Here is a 16,925-nt window from a genome sequence, read left to right on the forward strand (position 1 = left end):
TCCGACGGCCGGTAGGCTGTGCGAGTGGCCTCGACTCCCACCGATCCCTATTCCGCTGCCGGCGTCGACACCGCGGCGGGGGACCTCGCCGTCGAGTTGATGAAATCGGCCGTCCGTCGCACCCAGGGCCCCGAAGTCCTGGGTGGCGTGGGCGGTTTCGCCGGACTCTTTGACGCATCCGCTCTGCTCGGGTACCGCAAGCCGCTGCTGGCGACCTCGACCGACGGCGTCGGCACGAAGGTCGCCATCGCGCAGGCCATCGACAAGCACGACACGATCGGTCAGGACCTGGTCGGCATGGTCGTCGACGACATCGTGGTGGTCGGCGCGAAGCCCCTCTTCATGACCGACTACATCGCGACGGGCAAGGTCTTCCCCGAGCGCATCGCCGACATCGTCCGAGGCATCGCCGACGGCTGCTCGGCGACCGGCACCGCCCTCGTCGGCGGCGAGACCGCAGAGCATCCCGGACTCCTCGGGATCCACGACTACGACGTCGCGGGCGCGGCGACGGGAGTCGTCGAAGCGGATGCCGTCCTGGGCGCCGACCGGGTGCGTCCCGGCGATGTCGTTCTGGCCCTCGCCTCGAGCGGTCCCCACTCGAACGGGTACTCGCTGATCCGTCACATCATCGCGAACGCCGGCATCGGCTACGGCGACAACGCCGCCGACTTCGGCCGGACGTGGGGCGAGGAACTCCTCGAGCCCACGCGCCTGTACACGTCCCCGCTGCTGCGCGCGATCGACGCGCACCCGGGTGCCATCCACTCCCTCAGCCACGTCACGGGCGGCGGTATCGCCGCGAACCTCGCGCGCGTGCTGCCGCAGGGCACCTGGGTCGACGTCGACCGCTCCACGTGGTCGCCGTCGCCCGTGTTCCGCGTCCTCGCCGACATCGGGGGGCTCTCGCTCGAGCAGACCGAGGGCACCTGGAACCTCGGCATCGGCTTCCTCGCGGTCGTCTCGGCCGAGGCGGCCGACGCCGCGGCATCCACCCTCTCGGCAGAGGGCATCCACACCTGGCAGGTCGGGACGGTGTCGGATGCGGCACTGCCCGCCGGCGACTACGAGCAGGGCGCGAAGGGCGTCGACGGCGGCGCGGTCCGCCTCGTCGGCTCCTACGCAGAAACGGACTGAGCTACACCTATGTGCGGAATCGTCGGCGTCGTCGGACAGGGGCCCGCCAACCAGGAGGTCTACGACGCGCTGCTGCTGCTGCAGCACCGCGGTCAGGACTCCACCGGCATCGCGACCGCGGAGCCGAGCGGTGTCTTCCACATCGCGAAGAACCGCGGGATGGTGCGCGAGGCGTTCCGCACCCGTGACATGCGCTCGCTCCTCGGCACGATCGGCCTCGGCCACGTCCGATATGCGACCAAGGGCACCGCCTCGAACGAGGAGGAGGCGCAGCCGTTCTACGTGAACGCGCCGTACGGCATCGTCCTCGTCCACAACGGCAACCTCACGAACACGCGCGAGCTCACCGAGGAGCTCTTCCGCACCGACCGGCGTCACCTGAACACGAGCTCCGACACCGAGCTGCTGGTGAACGTCCTCGCCAACGAGCTGCAGGCGGTCATCTCGGGCCTCGAGCTGGACCACGAGCAGATCTTCGAGGGCGTCACGCGGGTGCACCAGCGCGTGGAGGGCTCGTACGCCGCCATCGCGCTCATCGCGGGGTACGGACTGCTCGCCTTCCGCGACCCCTTCGGCATCCGTCCCCTCATCCTCGGCACGCGTCGAGCAGAGAACGGCCGGTACGAGTGGACCGTCGCCTCCGAGTCGCTCGTCCTCGAGAACGGCGGCTTCGAGGTCGTCCGCGACGTCGAGCCCGGCGAGGCGGTCTTCATCGACCTCGACGGCAACCTCTTCACCAAGCAGTGCGCCACCAACCCGCAGCTCGTCCCCTGCTCGTTCGAGTACGTCTACCTCGCCCGCCCCGACTCGGTCATGAACGGCATCTCGGTCTACGAGGCCCGACTGCGCATGGGTGAGCGGCTCGCCGACACGATCGCCAAGTACACCCCCGAGGGGTCGATCGACGTCGTCATGCCGATCCCGGATTCCTCGCGCCCCGCCGCGATGCAGGTCGCCCGCAAGCTCGGCATCGAGTACCGCGAGGGCTTCTACAAGAACCGCTACATCGGTCGGACGTTCATCATGCCGGGTCAGGCGATCCGCAAGAAGAGCGTGCGCCAGAAGCTCAATGCGATGTCGACCGAGTTCAAGGGCAAGAACGTCCTCCTCATCGATGACTCCATCGTCCGCGGTACGACCTCTCGGGAGATCATCCAGATGGCGCGGGATGCCGGGGCGAAGTCGGTGACGTTCGCGTCGGCAGCGCCCCCCATCCGCTTCCCGCACGTCTACGGCATCAACATGCCGTCGCGCCACGAACTCGTCGCGTACAACCGCACGATCCCCGAGATCGCCGAGGAGCTCGGCTGCGACTACCTCGTCTACCAGGAGATCGACGATCTGAAGGCCGCGATCCTCGAGGGAGCGCCGGACGTCGAGGATCTCGACATGAGCTGCTTCGACGGTCGCTACGTCACCGGAACCGTGAGCGACGAGTACCTCGCCTGGGTCGAGGGCACGCAGGAGTCCTGAGCCGCCTAGGCTGAATCGGTGACGTCCCCCGATCCCCTCGCCGTGCGACGGGGTCGGATCCTCGCCCTCGTCGGCATCGTCCTCCTCGCCTTCTCGCTGCGCTCCGCGGTGGCTTCGCTGTCGCCGCTGTTCGATGCGATCGGCGAGGATTTCGTCCTCCCCGCCGCTGTACTCGGTCTGATCGGCACCGTGCCGCCGCTCTGCTTCGCCGTCTTCGGTCTGCTCGCATCCGGATTCGAGCGGCGCTTCGGCCTGGAGCGCACGACCCTCGTCGCGCTGAGCGCCGTGGCCCTCGGGCTGGTCGCGCGTGCCGCGGCGGTCGACGCCTACGGTCTGCTGCTCGGGTCCGCGCTCGTGTTCGCCGGCGTCGGGGTGGGCAACGTGCTCCTGCCCGCGCTCGTGAAGAAGTACTTCCCCGATCGCATCGGCCTGATGACGACCGTCTACTCGACGATGATGGCGATCTCCACGTTCGTGCCCCCGCTCATCGCCGTGCCCGTGGCGGATGCCTCAGGCTGGCGCACATCGCTGGGGCTGTGGGCGGTCTTCGCGCTCGCCGGTCTCGCGCCCTGGATCGTGCTCGCGGTGCGCGCCCGCCGTGCGGCCCTCGCCGAGGTGGACATCGAACCCGTCAGCACTCGGGTGTTCGGGCGGATGTGGCGCTTGCCCACCGCGTGGGCCCTCGCCGTCACCTTCTTCGTCTCGAGCGCCGTCGCCTACACGTCGTTCGCGTGGCTGCCGAAGATCCTCGTCGACACCGCGGGCGTGACGCCGCAGGTCGCCGGCACCCTGCTGTCGCTCTTCGCGCTGATCGGGCTGCCCGCGTCGCTCGTGGTGCCGGTGCTCGTCGCCCGGCGGGGTGTCGTGCTGCCGCTCTTCTTCATCGCGTCGGCCTCCGGGGTGCTCGGAGCGGGCGGGCTGCTGGTGGCCCCGGCATCCGCTCCCTGGCTCTGGGTCACGCTGCTCGGCATCCTGCCGCTGCTGTTCCCGCTCGTGCTGACGTCGGTCGGTCTGCGCACGCGCACCCACGACGCGACGGTCGCGCTGAGCTCGTTCGCGCAGAGCCTCGGCTACGGCGTGACGATGCTGATGCCGATCGGCGTGGGCCTGATCCACGACGCGACGGCATCGTGGACGGTGCCGCTAATCATGTTGCTCGCGATCTCACTGCTCGCCGTGCCGGCGGGCGTCGTGATCGCGCGGCGGAAGACGGTGGAACAGGAGTGGGAACAGCGCCACGGAGCGTGGTGAGTCGGCGAGGGGCGGTCAGGCCTTCTCGAACGAGGCCGAGGCCGGAGCAGACGGGTCTTCTTCGTCGTCCTCGTCGGCGTACTGGTCGGCCCACTTGTCCTCGTACTGCTCGTCACCGGGCGCGCCGAGCTCTCGCTCGAGCGCGTTGATGTTCAAGCTGTACGTGTCGTACTTCAGCTCACGGGCGATCTTGGTGTTCTTCGCCTTTTGACGGCCACGCCCCATGCGTAACCCCCTCATTTCACGAGTGCGGGCTTGGTCCGGCAGCCCGACGAGTCACAGTCCGGCAATGGCCGGGAAGAGTAGCATTCAGGTTACCACGGAGCGTTCCCGCCGCCCTCGCGGCGGGGATCCAGGAAGGGTGATCCGACATGTCCGATGCCGTATCGCAGCCGCAGACCCGGCGTCCCCACCGCCCCGTCATCGCGGGCATCGTTCCCGGGCAGCCTCCGCGTGTCCTCCGTGAGGCGGCTCAGTACGCCCGGCTGCACGGCGCCGCGCTGCTCGTCGCCCACGTCGACATCACCCGGTTCGTCTCGTACGAGGATCCCGACGGGTACGTCCACACCGCGCCGATCAACCTCGACGCGATCCCCAGCGAGGCGCTCGAATCCCAGCTGCGCGACCAGGCCAGCGCCGCCCTGTCGGGCGTCGAGGTCACGTGGTCGCTCGAGATGCTGGCGGGTGACCCGGCACTGGCCATGAAGGACCTGGCCGAGCGCACCGAGGCCCGCCTCATCGTCGTCGGCACACGCAAGCGCGGTATCGGGGATTCGATCCGGGAGTTCTTCACGGGATCGGTCGCGGCCCGCCTCGCGCACCGGCAGCCGCGCCCGGTCCTCGTCGTCCCCCTGGGCGAGCCCGTGAAGGACGACGAGGATCCCTGGCGGGAGCGGCAGAACTGGCCCGAGGAGCTCTGGCCCGGCGGCTGACTCAGCCGCGCAGCGCTCGGCGGACGGCGTCCGCCGCGTCGTCGAGGGCTGTCGCGAGTTCGTCGACGACGGATGCCGCGAGCTCGCCGCCGCGTGCCACGTGGGCACGCAGGTCGGCGCGCAGTTCCGCCCGGAATTCGGACAGGAGCTCGTCCGCGCGTCGTACCTGTTCACGCGAGGCGGCACGGGGATCGGGTGTCGTCGACGCCGCGGGCCGGCGGGGCGCAGCGGATGCCGCGGCGAGGTCGGCCTGCAGACTGCGCATCGCCTCGCGCACTCCGGCGCGTACCTCGTCGGCGATGAGGCGGACACTGTCGGCCAATCCGGCTTCGATCCCCGCGAGGTCGCCGGAGCGCGACGCCACCTCGGCGCGACCGGCATCCGTGATCTCGTAGACCGTCTTTCGTCCGTCCACCGTCTTGGTGACGAGGCCCTCCTCTTCGAGCTTCGACAGACGCGGATAGATGGTGCCGGCGCTCGGCGTGTACGTGCCGCCCGTGCGATCGGACAGTGCCTGCATGAGGTCGTACCCGTGGCGGGGGGCCTCGTCGAGCAGGCTCAGGAGATAGAGACGCAGGTCGCCGTGGGAGAAGACGGGGGGCATCTCAGTACTCCTCCGCGACGGGGGCCTCGTCGGTGATCGCCGACGTGACACGGCGGATGACGGAGACGTCGCCCGACACGGTGTTGGCACGGACCTCCGCGAACGAGCCGCTGAGCTCGCCGACCGATCCGGTGTAGTTGGACCCGATGCCGCTCTGCGAGCGATCGACACCGTCCACGAGCAGCTTTCCGCTGACGGTGCGGAGTGTGTACTTCGCCGCCACGGCCTCGTCGAGCCGCAGCGTCGCCGCACCGCTGACGGTGTTGAACGACACGTTCTGGGTCGGCCCGCTCGAGTCGATGAGGACGGCGCCGCTCACGGTGTCGGCGAATGCGGTGCGGATCTCCCCGGCTGCGGTGATGGCGCCGGAGACCGCGTTGGCGCTCAAGGTGCCGGTCAGGCCGCGGATCTGCACGTCGCCCGAGACGGAGTTCACCGTCACGTCGCCGGTGAGGCCGTCGACGATGATGTCGCCCGAGACGGTGTTGAGCTTCGCGTCGGTGGCGAGCCCGGCCACAAGGGCGCTCGCGCTGACGACGCCGAGGTTGAGGGCGACGTCGCGCGGAACGGCGATGCTCACCTCGGCTTGGGGCCCGCCGCTGCCGAAGTTGCGGAAGGAGGACAGGAAGTTGTCCCATCGCAGCTGTGCGTGATCGATCTCGATGGCGCCGTCTCGGGCCTCGATGCGCAACTCCTTCTGGGTGACGGAGTGCACCTCGATGCGAACGCCGGGCTCGTCGTGGGCGACGACATCGACCTGCCCGCCGACGAGTCCCACTTTCAGTCGACGGATGCCGTCGAGGTCGATGATGCGGGTCTCCCCGGGCTGGATCAGCCACTTCTCGAGAGTCATGTTGTCTCCTGCGGTCTAGCGCGAGTCGAGATATATCGCGTTGCGATCACGGTAACACGATATATCTCGAGTTGTCGAGATCTCTTCCGGCGGAAGACTTGACCTTGACGCAGCGTCAACTCCTAGCGTGGCCGTCATGACGCGCGAATGGTCGATCCAGCAACTCGCCCGGCTCGCCGGCACGACGAGTCGGACGCTGCGCCATTACGGCCAGATCGGACTCCTGCCGCCGACGCGGACGGGCGCCGGGGGCTACCGGTTCTACGACGCCGCGGCCCTGCGTCGCCTCCAGCACATCCTGCTCCTGCGCGAGCTGGGACTGGCACTGCCCCGTATCGCCGAGGTCCTCTCCGAGGACATCAACGAAGTCGAGGCGTTGGCCATCCACCTGAGCTGGCTCGAGACCGAACGCGCGCGCGTCGAGCGGCAGATCGCCGCTGTCGCATCGACCCTCGACGCGAGGAGAAGAGGAGAGGAACCCATGCCCGAGAACATGTTCGACGGCTTCGATCACACCGTGCACCGCGAGGAGGTGACCGAACGGTGGGGTGCGGACGCCTACGTGCGATCCGACGATTGGTGGCGCGGCATGTCGGCCCACGAGAAGAAGGCGTGGATGGAGCGGAGCGCGCAGCTGACCTCCGACTGGAGCGACGCGGCGGCGCGCGGCATCCGTCCCGATTCCGACGAGGCTCGGCAGCTCGCCGCGCGTCACGTGGCCTGGCTGCAGGGCATCCCCGGCACTCCCGCTGCCGACGGCGGTGATCTCCGCGGATACGTCCTGGGACTTGCGGACATGTACGTGGCGGACGACCGGTTCGCCGCGAACTACGGCGGCACCCGCGGCGCGGAGTTCGTCCGCGCCGCACTCCGCCACCACATCGACCACTCGTGAGCGGACGTGACGAGGCCCCCTCGACCTGGATCGGGAGGGGGCCTCGGTGCGCCCTTGGGGGAGAGCGCCGCTGACGCGCCTGGGGGTGCGCGTCAGACGATCAGGTGTTGCGGCGGAGTACCCGCAGCAAGAAGGCGATCAGCGCGATGACACCCACGATGATGGCCACCCAGAGCAGGAACTGGAGACCTTCCGTGATGCCACCCACGATCGCCAGCACGATGGCGATCACGATGATGATGATAAGTGCGAGGTTCATTGGAGGCTCCCTCTGTTTGTCTCCGTTGTCCGCCGGAGCGGGGGTGACGCGGGTGTGCGTCGTACACATTGCTATCAGCGTTCTCTCAGCCGGATGAGGCCCTTGACAGGCGCAGCGGCCGGTGACATAACGTGGCCGGACGCGGGCGCTCTCTGCCCGCTGCGATCATGTGAGGCGGGTGCATCATGCCGGCAGGACGTGGCTCGAACAGCCTGAAGGACCCTGAGCTCTACGAAGAGCTCCGCAAGGACGGCGCGTCGAAGGAGAAAGCGGCCCGCATCTCGAACGCAGCAGCGCGCGATGGACGCGGCGCGGTCGGTCGCCGGGGCGGCGAGTCCGGCGATTACGAGGATTGGACGGTCGCCGACCTCCGCGCCCGGGCCAAGGAACTCGGCATCCGCGGGTACTCGCACGCGCGCAAGGCGGACCTCATCGACATGCTCCGGTCCCACTGACGTGCCGCGACTGAAGCGGGTGCGCCCGGGCACCGACGTCGGGTACCGCCGGCTCCGCTCCGGGACCGGGTTCCGATACGTGGATGCCGACGGCGATGCCCTGCCGAAGGCGGAGGCCGACCGCGTGCGCGCCCTCGTGCTGCCGCCCGCATGGCAGGACGTGTGGATCTGCTCCGATCCGTACGGCCACATCCAGGCGACCGGCATCGATGAAGCCGGTCGGGTGCAGTACCGCTACCACCCGCAGTGGACGGCTGGCCGCGACAAGGGCAAGTACGCCCGAGCTCTCCAGCTCGCCGAGGCACTGCCCCGGGCCCGTGGGCGGGTCACCACCTCGATCCGCCGAGAGGACATCGACCAGGAGCGCGTCCTGGCCGCGGCCTTCCGGCTGCTCGACCTCGCCGCACCGCGCGTCGGCGCCGAGAAGTACCTCGTCAAGCACGGCAGTCGCGGGCTCACCACCCTGCTGCGCCGCGACGCGCTCGTCGACGGAACAGTGGTCGCCCTGCGCTTCCCCGGCAAGAGCGGGCAGCGTCAGGAGATGGAGGTCGACGACCCCGATCTGGCCGCAGCGGTCGAGCTGCTCGTCGCCGGCCGTCCCAGCTCCCCGTTGCTCGCCTACCTCCGCGGACGACGCCGGGTGGCCCTCACTCCCAAGGACGTCAACCTCTACGTGCGGTCGATGACGGGCGGGATCTTCACCGCGAAGGACTTCCGCACGCTGCGAGGCACGATCACCGCCGCCGACGCGCTCGCCCGCATCGGACCCGCCGTCAAGAAGTCCGATCTCAAGAAGAACGAGGTGCTGGCGGTGAAGATCACCGCCGAGGCGCTCGGGAACACCCCCTCGGTCGCGCGGAGCTCGTACATCGATCCGCGCGTGTTCGACCGCTATCGGCGCGGCATCCTGCTCGACACCAACGTCTCGCCCGAGTCGGCGATCCGCACGCTCATCATGGCCTGACTTCCAGCCGGAGGCGCAGGGCGCCGTGGGATACTTGCCCCTCCCTGCACCCTTCACCTGCACCGTGGAAATGGGCCTTCGTTGTCGAACCTCGCTGTCCTGAGCCTCAAGAACCGTGCGCTCATCGCCCTCATCACGATCGTCGCGGCGATCTTCGGCGGGCTCGCCCTCACGAACCTCAAGCAGGAGCTCATCCCGCCGATCCAGCTGCCGCAGCTGTCGATCCTCACCACGTATCCCGGCGCATCGCCCGACGTCGTGAACAACGACGTCTCCACCCCCATCGAGCAGGCGATCCAGGCCGTGCCCGATCTCGAGTCCACGTCGTCGACGAGCACGACGAATGCGTCGATCGTCCGGGCATCCTTCGCCTACGGCACCAACCTGGCGACGGCGGAGCAGAAGATCCTGCAGGCCATCAACCGCATCGACGACACGCTGCCGGACGGTCTCGACACGAGCGTGCTCGCCTTCTCGACCGACGACCTCCCCGTCATCTCCCTCGCCGTCACCGGCTACGACGATGCGACCGAGGTGCAGACGCGTCTCGAGAACGCCGTCGTCCCCGACATCGAGGACCTCGACGGCGTCGCCGCAGCCCAGATCGTCGGCGGACAGACCTCGCGGGTGACGATCACCCCCGACCAGGCTGAGCTCGCCGCCGCCGGCTACACGCAGACCGCCATCACGGACGCCCTCGATCAGAACGGCGTCCTGTTCCCCGGTGGCACGGTGGACGAAGGCGACCAGACCCTCACCGTCCAGACCGGAACGAAGCTCGAGTCGGTCGACGAGATCGCCGCGCTCCCGCTCGTCCCCACGGACGCCGACCAGTTCGCCGCCGGAGCGGTGACCGTCGGTGACGTCGCGGACGTCGTGCTCGACACCGACCCGGTGACCTCGATCTCGCGCGTCGACGGCGAGCCCGCCCTGACGGTGTCGATCACCAAGCTCCCCGCGGCCAACACGGTCGACGTCTCGCACCTCGTGCGCGACTCGATCGACACCCTGCAGGACGACATCGGCAGCGGCGCGACCATCACGGTCGTCTTCGACCAGGCCCCCTACATCGAGCAGTCGATCGAGGCGCTCGCACAGGAGGGTCTCCTCGGGCTCGCCTTCGCCGTCGTCGTCATCCTGATCTTCCTGCTGTCGGTCCGCTCGACGCTCGTCACGGCGATCTCGATCCCGACGAGCGTGCTGATCACTTTCATCGGCATCCAGGCGTTCGGCTACTCGCTCAACATCCTCACGCTGGGCGCGCTCACGATCGCGATCGGTCGCGTCGTCGACGACTCCATCGTCGTCATCGAGAACATCAAACGGCACTACGTCGGCGCCGCCGACAAGCTGCAGTCGATCCTCCTCGCGGTCCGCGAGGTCGCGGCGGCGATCACGGCATCCACCCTCACGACCGTCGCCGTCTTCCTGCCGATCGCCTTCGTCGGCGACCTCACCGGCGAGCTGTTCCGACCGTTCGCGCTGACGGTCACGATCGCCATGCTCGCCTCGCTCTTCGTCGCGCTGACGATCGTGCCCGTCCTCGCGTACTGGTTCCTCCGGCCCGGCAAGCCGGTGACGGATGCCGCGGGTCGGGCGATCGACCCCGAGGACCCGGCCGCTCCGCCGAGTCGGCTGCAGAAGTCCTACCTGCCGGTGCTGCGCTGGACGCTGCGCCACTCTGCGGTGACCCTGCTGCTCGCCGGGGTCGTCCTCGGTGGGACGATCGCTGTCGCTCCGCTCATGAAGGTCAACTTCCTCGGCGACTCCGGCCAGAACACCTTCACCGTCACGCAGAACGTCGGCGACACCGCGAGCCTCGAGACGCAGGACGCCGCCGCGAAGCGCGTCGAGGAGGTCCTGCTCGACGTCGACGGCATCGACACCGTGCAGACCTCCATCGGCTCGACCGGTTCCGCCCTCCGCGACGCCTTCTCGGGCGGCGGCGCGGGCATCACCTATTCGATCACGACCGACCCCGACGCCGACCAGGAGCGCATCCGCACCGACGTGCAGCAGGCCGTCACCGACCTCCCGGATGCCGGCGAGATCGTCGTCTCGGCGTCGCAGGGCGGCTTCGGCTCGACCGACATCGAGGTCGACGTGACCGCGCCGGACGCCGGTGTGCTTCGCGACGCGACGGACGCGGTCGTCGCGGCGTTGACGGACGCGGGCGGCATCGAGCAGGTCGATTCCAACCTGTCGGCATCCCTCCCGTTCGTCTCGGTCGCGGTCGACCGCGACAAGGCGGCGGAGCTCGGCCTCTCAGAGGTCGCCATCGGCGGGCTCGTGTCGAACACGATGCAGCCCCGACAGATCGGCACCGTGGAGATCGATGACGCGTCGCTCACGGTCTACCTGAAAGCCGCCGACATCCCGCAGACCATCGAGGACTTGCGCGGGCTCGAGATCGCGAGCGCGTCGGGGCTCGTTCGCCTGGACGAGGTCGCGACGGTCGAACAGTCCGAGGGGCCGTCGTCCATCACCAGCGAGCGCGGTCAGCGCACGGCATCCGTCACCGTCACCCCGGCCACCGACGACCTGAACGCCTCGAACGCGACCGTCACCGCGGCGCTCGCCGACGTCGACCTGCCGCAGGGTGCGGACGCGCAGATCGGCGGTGTCGTCACGCAGCAGCAGGACGCATTCGCGCAGCTGGGCCTCGCGATCCTCGCGGCGATCCTCATCGTCTACATCGTCATGGTCGCGACCTTCAAGTCGCTGCGGCAGCCGGTGCTGCTCCTGGTGTCGGTGCCGTTCGCCGCGACGGGTGCGATCCTGCTGCAGATCGTCTCTGGTGTGCCGCTGGGCGTCGCCTCGCTCATCGGCGTGCTGATGCTCGTCGGCATCGTCGTCACCAACGCGATCGTGCTCATCGACCTCGTGAACCAGTACCGCGAGAAGGGGTTGTCGACCCCTGAGGCGGTCCTCGCCGGTGGTGCGCGACGACTGCGGCCGATCCTCATGACGGCCCTCGCCACGATCTTCGCGCTGACGCCGATGGCCCTCGGCATCACGGGCCACGGCGGATTCATCTCGCAGCCGCTCGCGATCGTCGTGATCGGCGGACTCGTGTCGTCGACCGTGCTGACGCTGCTCGTGCTGCCCGCGCTCTACAACCTCGTCGAGGGTGCCAAGGAGCGTCGCGCCGCGAAGCGCGGTGACACGGCATCGGCGGCGGCGGTTGCGAGCGAGGCTCCGCTGACGCGGCGCGCACGACGGGATGCGGCCGCGTCGGCAGCTGCGGTCACGGGCGCGGCGGCCGTGGACACGGCGCTCGTCGTCGAGGAGTCCCCGGACGTCGAGATCCCGGCCGTCGAGTGGTCCGCGTCGTCCGACGAGGAGCCCCGCCGCGAGGACTGAGGCTCAGCCGACGAGGTGGGCGCCCCACTCGAGTGACCAGGTCTCGCCGGGTGCGAGTCGCCGCAGGCTCCGTCCGGAGTTGAAGGCGTCGGCCGGCGCGGTCATCGGCTCGATCGCGACGGCGAGGTCGTGACCGGGGAAGCGGTCGGTCGTGAAGACCTGCATGTACTCGAACCCCTCGCCCGCCCAGACGGTCAAGCGACGCCCGTCCGGCGCGACGAGGTGCGCCTCGATCCGTCCGTCCCGGCGGGGAAGACCCGCGAAGGCCACGTCGAGCGCGAGGTCGCCCACGCGACGCGGCTCGCGCAGGTCGTGTTCGGCGTCGAGCGGCTCTTCGGCGACGGGGATGCTCTGGTCGTCGAGGCGGAACCAGGTGCGCGCCTCGAGCTGCAGGGACAGGTCCGCGGTGTCGACATCCGAGATGCGGAAGTAGGGGTGCGTCCCGAGGGCGACCGGCGCGTCGCCCGCGCCGATGTTGCGGATCTCGTGCGTCACACGGATGCCGCGCTCGCTGAGCAGGTACGTCACGCGGGTGTCGAGGTGATACGGGTAGCCGGTCTGCGGCACGACGTCTGCGCGCAGGGTGAGTGCGGCATCCGTCTGCTCCTCGAGGCGGTAGGCGGTGAACCGCAGCAGCCCGTGCGACGCGTTGCCGAGCTTCGGCTCCGTGATCGCGAGCTGGCGCAGCTCGCCGTCGTCCTCCCAGCGGCCGTCGCGGATGCGGTTCGGCCAGGGGACGAGGACGATCCCGGATGCCGCCGGTGTCGGCACGTCGTCGGGGTAGTCGGGGACCAGGTCGACCGCGCCGACGCGCAGCGCCCGGAGGGCTGCGCCCACCTCGGCGATCTCGGCGGAGACGTCGGCGGCGTGGAGGGTGAAGCGGGTTCCCGTGGGGTCGGCTGCCATGCGGTCAGCGTATCGGCGCGGCGGGTTCCCAGGTGGGCCCGGTATCGTGGGGGAGTCGGCGGAGGACACCGCGCTGTGCGCGGGCATCTTGTGTAGTCCTCGGGGCCGATCCAGACACCCGCTCCGTGGTGTCGGAACCAGTAACTGGAATGGCCCCCGGCCGACGGAAGTCCGGGTCTCACCGTGCGTGCGCGCACGGCGCTGTTTCGTGCGAGAACCCAGAAAGCACACGCATGCCCAAGAACAAGAAGCCGGCCGGCGGCCGCGCGCAGAACTTCGAGCCCCGCTACGGCAAGAAGACCTCGTACCAGGACGCCAAGCGTCGTCCCGGACAGGCTTCCGCCGGCACCACCGGCAGTAAGAGCCCGAAGCACCGCGGCTACCGCGCGACCGACGATGCAGCACCCCAGAAGGCGCGCTGGACCGAGCAGGACCGCGCCGGCCGGGCCGAGGCCCGCGGCATCCGCTCGAACGCCCGCGGCGACCGTCGCTTCGACGACCGCCCGCGCCGCGACGCCGACGGCGACCGGCCGCGTTTCGACCGCACCGAGCGTCCCGCGCGCTCGTTCGACGACCGGCCGCGTTTCGACCGCACCGAGCGTCCCGCGCGCTCGTTCGACCGCGCCGAGCGCCCCGCGCGCTCGTTCGACGACCGTCCGCGCCGGGATGACCGCCCGCGGTTCGACCGTAACTCCTCCGATTCTGCGGGTCGGTCCGCGCGCGGCGCGGACTCGCGCCGATCCGGCGAGGACACGAGGAGTTACGGCCGCCCGGCGCGGTCCTTCGACGACCGCCCACGCCGCGACGACAGCCCGCGGTTCGACCGGTCGCGCGGCAACAACTCCGGAGATTCGGATCGTCGCGCCCCTCGGGACGCCGGATACGGCCGTGACCGACAGGATCTCCGAGGCAATGGCCGCCCGGCCCGGGGCTTCGACGACCGTCCGCGCCGCGACGACCGTCCGCGCCGCGACGAGCGGCCGAACCGGTCGGATTGGGGTGCCGCCGAGAAGTCGAAGGCGCACCAGGACCACGTCGACGTCGTCCACGAGCGGCTGCAGGCCGAGGCCGTGGATGCCGCATCCGTCGAGCAGCTCTCGTTCGCCGACCTCGGTCTCGGCCAGAACATCGTCCGGACCCTCGACGGCCTCGGCGCCACGAGCCCGTTCCCGATCCAGGCGGCCACCGTCCGTCCCATCCTCGAGGGCCGTGACGTGCTCGCGCGCGGCCGCACCGGTTCGGGCAAGACGATCGCCTTCGGTGCGCCGCTCGTCGAGCGCGTGCTGCGCGGCCAGGCCGGCAAGCGCCGCGCCTGGGGCCGCTCGCCGCAGGCGCTGATCCTCGCGCCGACGCGCGAGCTCGCGCTGCAGATCGACCGTACGGTGCAGGAGCTCGCACAGAGCGTGGGTCTGTTCACGACGCAGATCTACGGCGGCGTCCCCCAGGGTCGTCAGGTCGGTGCGCTCAAGAAGGGCGTCGACATCGTGATCGGCACCCCCGGCCGCATCGAGGACCTCGAGAAGCAGGGCAAGCTCGACCTCTCCGAGATCGGGATCGTCGTCCTCGACGAGGCCGACCACATGAGCGAGCTCGGCTTCCTCGAGCCGATGCAGCGGATCCTCCGTCTCGTGCAGGACGACGCCCAGAAGCTGCTCTTCTCGGCGACGCTCGACCGCGAGGTCGCGGCGCTGGTCGACGAGTTCCTCGTCGACCCGGCCGTCTACGAGGTCGCCGGCGAGACCCAGGAGACCAGCACGATCGACCACCGCGTCCTGGTCATCGACCACCGCGACAAGGCCGAGATCCTCACCTCGCTCGTCGACCGTGACGGCAAGACGCTGGTGTTCACACGCACCCGCGCGTACTCCGAGATGCTCGTCGAGCAGTTCGAGGATGCCGGGATCGCCGCCGTCGCCCTCCACGGCGACCTCAACCAGGCCAAGCGCACGCGCAACCTGCAGCGCCTGACCGACGGCAAGGTCACCGTGCTCGTCGCGACCGATGTCGCGGCCCGCGGCATCCACGTCGACGACATCGACCTCGTCGTCCAGGCCGACGCCCCCGACGAGTACAAGACGTACACGCACCGCTCGGGTCGCACGGGTCGCGCCGGTCGCGCCGGCACGGTCGTGACGCTCATCACGCGCCAGCGTCGCCGGCGCATGACCGAGATGCTCGAGCGCGCCGAGATCGACGCGCCGTTCGAGGAGGCGCGCGTCGGCGACGACGTCCTCGAGGAGATCACCGGCCGTCAGGCCGCGAACGTCGACGCCTGAGCGGTTCACTAGGGTGGGCGGATGCCGATCGTCATCCGCCCCCTCGGTGATCCCGACGTCGATCAGGTCGTCGCCCTCTGGCACGAAGTCGGCCTGACCCGTCCGTGGAACGACCCGCATCGCGACATCGCGCGGGCACGGGCCGTCTGGCCCGAGCTGCTCCTGGTGGCCTCCGACGGTGACCGCGTCGTCGGCTCGGTGATGGCCGGATACGACGGGCATCGCGGCTGGTTGTACTACCTGGCGTCGGCTCCCGATCGCCGGGGCGAGGGGATCGGCCGGATGCTGGTGGCCGAGGCGGAACGACGGCTCGAAACGCTGGGGTGTCCGAAGGTCATGCTCATGGTCCGGGAGGGCAACGACGCGGTCGCCGAGTTCTATGACGCCATCGGCTACGCCCGGGACGCGACCTCGGTGCTCGGCAAGCGACTCATCCCGGACGACTGAGTCAGAAGAGCATCGCTGCGGCCTGCTCGCGCGTCGCGGTCTTCATGACCGGCCCCGTGGGGCGCACGGGACCCGGTCCGCCGCGCGGCGGGACGTCCTCCTCCTCGAGCCTGCCGTGCAGTCCGTGTCGACGCAGCAGTGGACGCACCCGCGCGGACAGCCACGAGCGGTAGCCCTTCGGTGCCGAGACGGAGACCCCCGGATACAGTCCGCGGTACGCGGGCACGAGGTCGGGGCACTCGCGTTCCAGCCACTGCCAGAACCATTCCTTCGCCCCCGGCCGCAGGTGCAGGGCCCCGAAGACGACCCGTCGAGCGCCGGATGCGGCGATCCGACCGATCGCGTCGTCGAGGACGTCGACTCCGTCGGTCAGGTGCGGCACGATCGGCATGAGGAACACCGTCACGGAGAATCCGGCGTCCGTCGCTGCCTTCACCGTGTCGAGCCTCGCCTGGAAGGACGGCGCGCCGGGCTCGAGCAGCTGGCGCAGCGGTTCGTGGGGGATCGCGATCGACATGGCGATGTGGATCGGGACGCGGGTCGCGGCATCCGTCAGCTGCGGCAGGTCCCGTCGCAGCAGCGTGCCCTTCGTGAGGATCGAGAACGGCGTGCCGCTGGAGGTGAGCGCATCGATGATGCCCGGCATCAGCCGGTAACGCCCCTCGGCCCGCTGATAGGGGTCGGTGTTCGTGCCGAGGGCGACCGGTTCGCGCCGCCAGGACGCTTTGGCGAGCTCGCGGGCGAGCACATCTGCGACGTTGACCTTCACGACGATCTGCGAATCGAAGTCGGCGCCCGCGTCGAGGTCGAGGTACGTGTGCGTGTTGCGGGCGAAGCAGTACGTGCACGCGTGCGAGCAGCCGCGATAGGGGTTCACCGTCCACGAGAACGGCATCGCGGAACCACTCGGCACGTGATTGAGGGCGGACTTCGCGACCACCTCGTGGAACGTCATCCCGGCGAACTCCGGCGTCGTCACCGAGCGGACGAGACCGCCCATGGACTCGAGGCCGGGCAGGGCGGCGTCGTCGACCGTCGAGATATCCTGCCCCTGCCACCGCATGAATCCCAGTCGAACACACATTCGATGATGCGTCAACGGCGCGCCCG

16 protein-coding genes are annotated in these 16,925 nt (G+C 69.7%); 10 read left to right on the forward strand and 6 right to left on the reverse strand.

The window, feature by feature from the left end; translation table 11 throughout:
- Positions 1-18 precede the first annotated feature (18 nt).
- Genes purM through M3190_RS01445 form a run of 3 tightly spaced genes read left to right on the forward strand, consistent with a single transcriptional unit; the run spans position 19 to position 3,861 of the window.
- Positions 19-1,137: a phosphoribosylformylglycinamidine cyclo-ligase gene (gene purM / locus M3190_RS01435; protein WP_439957995.1), complete on the forward strand. Its 1,119-nt coding sequence runs from the start codon at positions 19-21 to the stop codon at positions 1,135-1,137.
- A gap of 9 nt (positions 1,138-1,146) precedes the next feature.
- Positions 1,147-2,610 (forward strand): amidophosphoribosyltransferase, encoded by a 1,464-nt coding sequence (gene purF / locus M3190_RS01440; protein ID WP_251577582.1) that lies wholly within the window; start codon positions 1,147-1,149, stop codon positions 2,608-2,610.
- 18 nt (positions 2,611-2,628) lie between these two features.
- The gene (locus tag M3190_RS01445) at positions 2,629-3,861 is read left to right on the forward strand and encodes an MFS transporter (RefSeq protein ID WP_251577584.1); all 1,233 of its coding nucleotides are present in this window, start codon (positions 2,629-2,631) and stop codon (positions 3,859-3,861) included.
- Positions 3,862-3,876: 15 nt separating this feature from the next.
- On the opposite strand, the gene M3190_RS01450 is transcribed toward M3190_RS01445, so the two are convergent.
- Positions 3,877-4,086, reverse strand: coding sequence for a DUF3073 family protein (locus tag M3190_RS01450; RefSeq protein ID WP_251577585.1), 210 nt, complete (start codon positions 4,084-4,086; stop codon positions 3,877-3,879).
- Between the two features lie 146 nt (positions 4,087-4,232).
- On the opposite strand from M3190_RS01450, the gene M3190_RS01455 reads away from it, so the two are divergent.
- A complete protein-coding gene (locus M3190_RS01455) occupies positions 4,233-4,793 on the forward strand; it encodes a universal stress protein (protein WP_251577587.1) in 561 nt (186 codons plus the stop codon).
- A 1-nt stretch (position 4,794) separates the two neighbouring features.
- On the opposite strand, the gene M3190_RS01460 is transcribed toward M3190_RS01455, so the two are convergent.
- On the reverse strand, positions 4,795-5,397 hold the full coding sequence (locus M3190_RS01460) for a PadR family transcriptional regulator (protein WP_251577589.1): 603 nt from the start codon (positions 5,395-5,397) through the stop codon (positions 4,795-4,797).
- A 1-nt stretch (position 5,398) separates the two neighbouring features.
- Entirely contained in the window at positions 5,399-6,250 is an 852-nt protein-coding gene (locus tag M3190_RS01465) for a DUF4097 family beta strand repeat-containing protein (protein ID WP_251577591.1), read from the reverse strand.
- A 136-nt stretch (positions 6,251-6,386) separates the two neighbouring features.
- Here M3190_RS01465 and M3190_RS01470 point away from each other — a divergent pair, with 136 nt between their 5' ends.
- A complete protein-coding gene (locus tag M3190_RS01470) occupies positions 6,387-7,145 on the forward strand; it encodes a MerR family transcriptional regulator (protein WP_251577593.1) in 759 nt (252 codons plus the stop codon).
- Between the two features lie 100 nt (positions 7,146-7,245).
- Here M3190_RS01470 and M3190_RS01475 read toward each other — a convergent pair whose 3' ends face one another.
- Entirely contained in the window at positions 7,246-7,404 is a 159-nt protein-coding gene (locus M3190_RS01475; RefSeq protein ID WP_251577595.1) for a hypothetical protein, read from the reverse strand.
- A gap of 185 nt (positions 7,405-7,589) precedes the next feature.
- Between M3190_RS01475 and M3190_RS01480 the strand changes: the two genes are divergently transcribed.
- The 3 genes from M3190_RS01480 to M3190_RS01490 all read left to right on the forward strand — a co-directional run bounded on the left by M3190_RS01480 (position 7,590) and on the right by M3190_RS01490 (position 12,186).
- A complete protein-coding gene (locus M3190_RS01480; RefSeq protein ID WP_251577597.1) occupies positions 7,590-7,859 on the forward strand; it encodes a DUF7218 family protein in 270 nt (89 codons plus the stop codon).
- A gap of 1 nt (position 7,860) precedes the next feature.
- Complete coding sequence (locus M3190_RS01485; protein ID WP_251577599.1) at positions 7,861-8,823, forward strand: DNA topoisomerase IB; 963 nt, start codon at positions 7,861-7,863, stop codon at positions 8,821-8,823.
- An 81-nt stretch (positions 8,824-8,904) separates the two neighbouring features.
- Positions 8,905-12,186, forward strand: a complete 3,282-nt coding sequence (locus M3190_RS01490) for an efflux RND transporter permease subunit (protein WP_251577601.1) — start codon at positions 8,905-8,907, stop codon at positions 12,184-12,186.
- A 3-nt stretch (positions 12,187-12,189) separates the two neighbouring features.
- On the opposite strand, the gene M3190_RS01495 is transcribed toward M3190_RS01490, so the two are convergent.
- The gene (locus M3190_RS01495) at positions 12,190-13,092 is read right to left on the reverse strand and encodes an aldose 1-epimerase family protein (RefSeq protein WP_251577603.1); all 903 of its coding nucleotides are present in this window, start codon (positions 13,090-13,092) and stop codon (positions 12,190-12,192) included.
- 233 nt (positions 13,093-13,325) lie between these two features.
- On the opposite strand from M3190_RS01495, the gene M3190_RS01500 reads away from it, so the two are divergent.
- Both M3190_RS01500 and M3190_RS01505 read left to right on the forward strand, forming a co-directional pair.
- The gene (locus M3190_RS01500) at positions 13,326-15,368 is read left to right on the forward strand and encodes a DEAD/DEAH box helicase (protein WP_251577605.1); all 2,043 of its coding nucleotides are present in this window, start codon (positions 13,326-13,328) and stop codon (positions 15,366-15,368) included.
- A gap of 21 nt (positions 15,369-15,389) precedes the next feature.
- Positions 15,390-15,815, forward strand: a complete 426-nt coding sequence (locus M3190_RS01505) for a GNAT family acetyltransferase (protein ID WP_251577607.1) — start codon at positions 15,390-15,392, stop codon at positions 15,813-15,815.
- A 1-nt stretch (position 15,816) separates the two neighbouring features.
- Here M3190_RS01505 and M3190_RS01510 read toward each other — a convergent pair whose 3' ends face one another.
- Complete coding sequence (locus M3190_RS01510; protein ID WP_251577610.1) at positions 15,817-16,878, reverse strand: Rv2578c family radical SAM protein; 1,062 nt, start codon at positions 16,876-16,878, stop codon at positions 15,817-15,819.
- Positions 16,879-16,925: the final 47 nt, after the last annotated feature.

Source organism: Microbacterium oleivorans (assembly GCF_023715745.1).
GTDB lineage: Bacteria > Actinomycetota > Actinomycetes > Actinomycetales > Microbacteriaceae > Microbacterium > Microbacterium oleivorans_D.

Coding starts and splice junctions, on each gene's coding strand:
- M3190_RS01460 (WP_251577589.1), bottom strand. CDS start 5,397: ATGCCCCCCGTCTTCTCCCACGGCGACCTGCGTCTCTATCTCCTGAGC.
- M3190_RS01505 (WP_251577607.1), top strand. CDS start 15,390: ATGCCGATCGTCATCCGCCCCCTCGGTGATCCCGACGTCGATCAGGTC.
- M3190_RS01470 (WP_251577593.1), top strand. CDS start 6,387: ATGACGCGCGAATGGTCGATCCAGCAACTCGCCCGGCTCGCCGGCACG.
- M3190_RS01495 (WP_251577603.1), bottom strand. CDS start 13,092: ATGGCAGCCGACCCCACGGGAACCCGCTTCACCCTCCACGCCGCCGAC.
- M3190_RS01500 (WP_251577605.1), top strand. CDS start 13,326: ATGCCCAAGAACAAGAAGCCGGCCGGCGGCCGCGCGCAGAACTTCGAG.
- M3190_RS01480 (WP_251577597.1), top strand. CDS start 7,590: ATGCCGGCAGGACGTGGCTCGAACAGCCTGAAGGACCCTGAGCTCTAC.
- M3190_RS01475 (WP_251577595.1), bottom strand. CDS start 7,404: ATGAACCTCGCACTTATCATCATCATCGTGATCGCCATCGTGCTGGCG.
- M3190_RS01455 (WP_251577587.1), top strand. CDS start 4,233: ATGTCCGATGCCGTATCGCAGCCGCAGACCCGGCGTCCCCACCGCCCC.
- M3190_RS01450 (WP_251577585.1), bottom strand. CDS start 4,086: ATGGGGCGTGGCCGTCAAAAGGCGAAGAACACCAAGATCGCCCGTGAG.
- M3190_RS01465 (WP_251577591.1), bottom strand. CDS start 6,250: ATGACTCTCGAGAAGTGGCTGATCCAGCCCGGGGAGACCCGCATCATC.
- purF (WP_251577582.1), top strand. CDS start 1,147: ATGTGCGGAATCGTCGGCGTCGTCGGACAGGGGCCCGCCAACCAGGAG.
- M3190_RS01510 (WP_251577610.1), bottom strand. CDS start 16,878: ATGCGGTGGCAGGGGCAGGATATCTCGACGGTCGACGACGCCGCCCTG.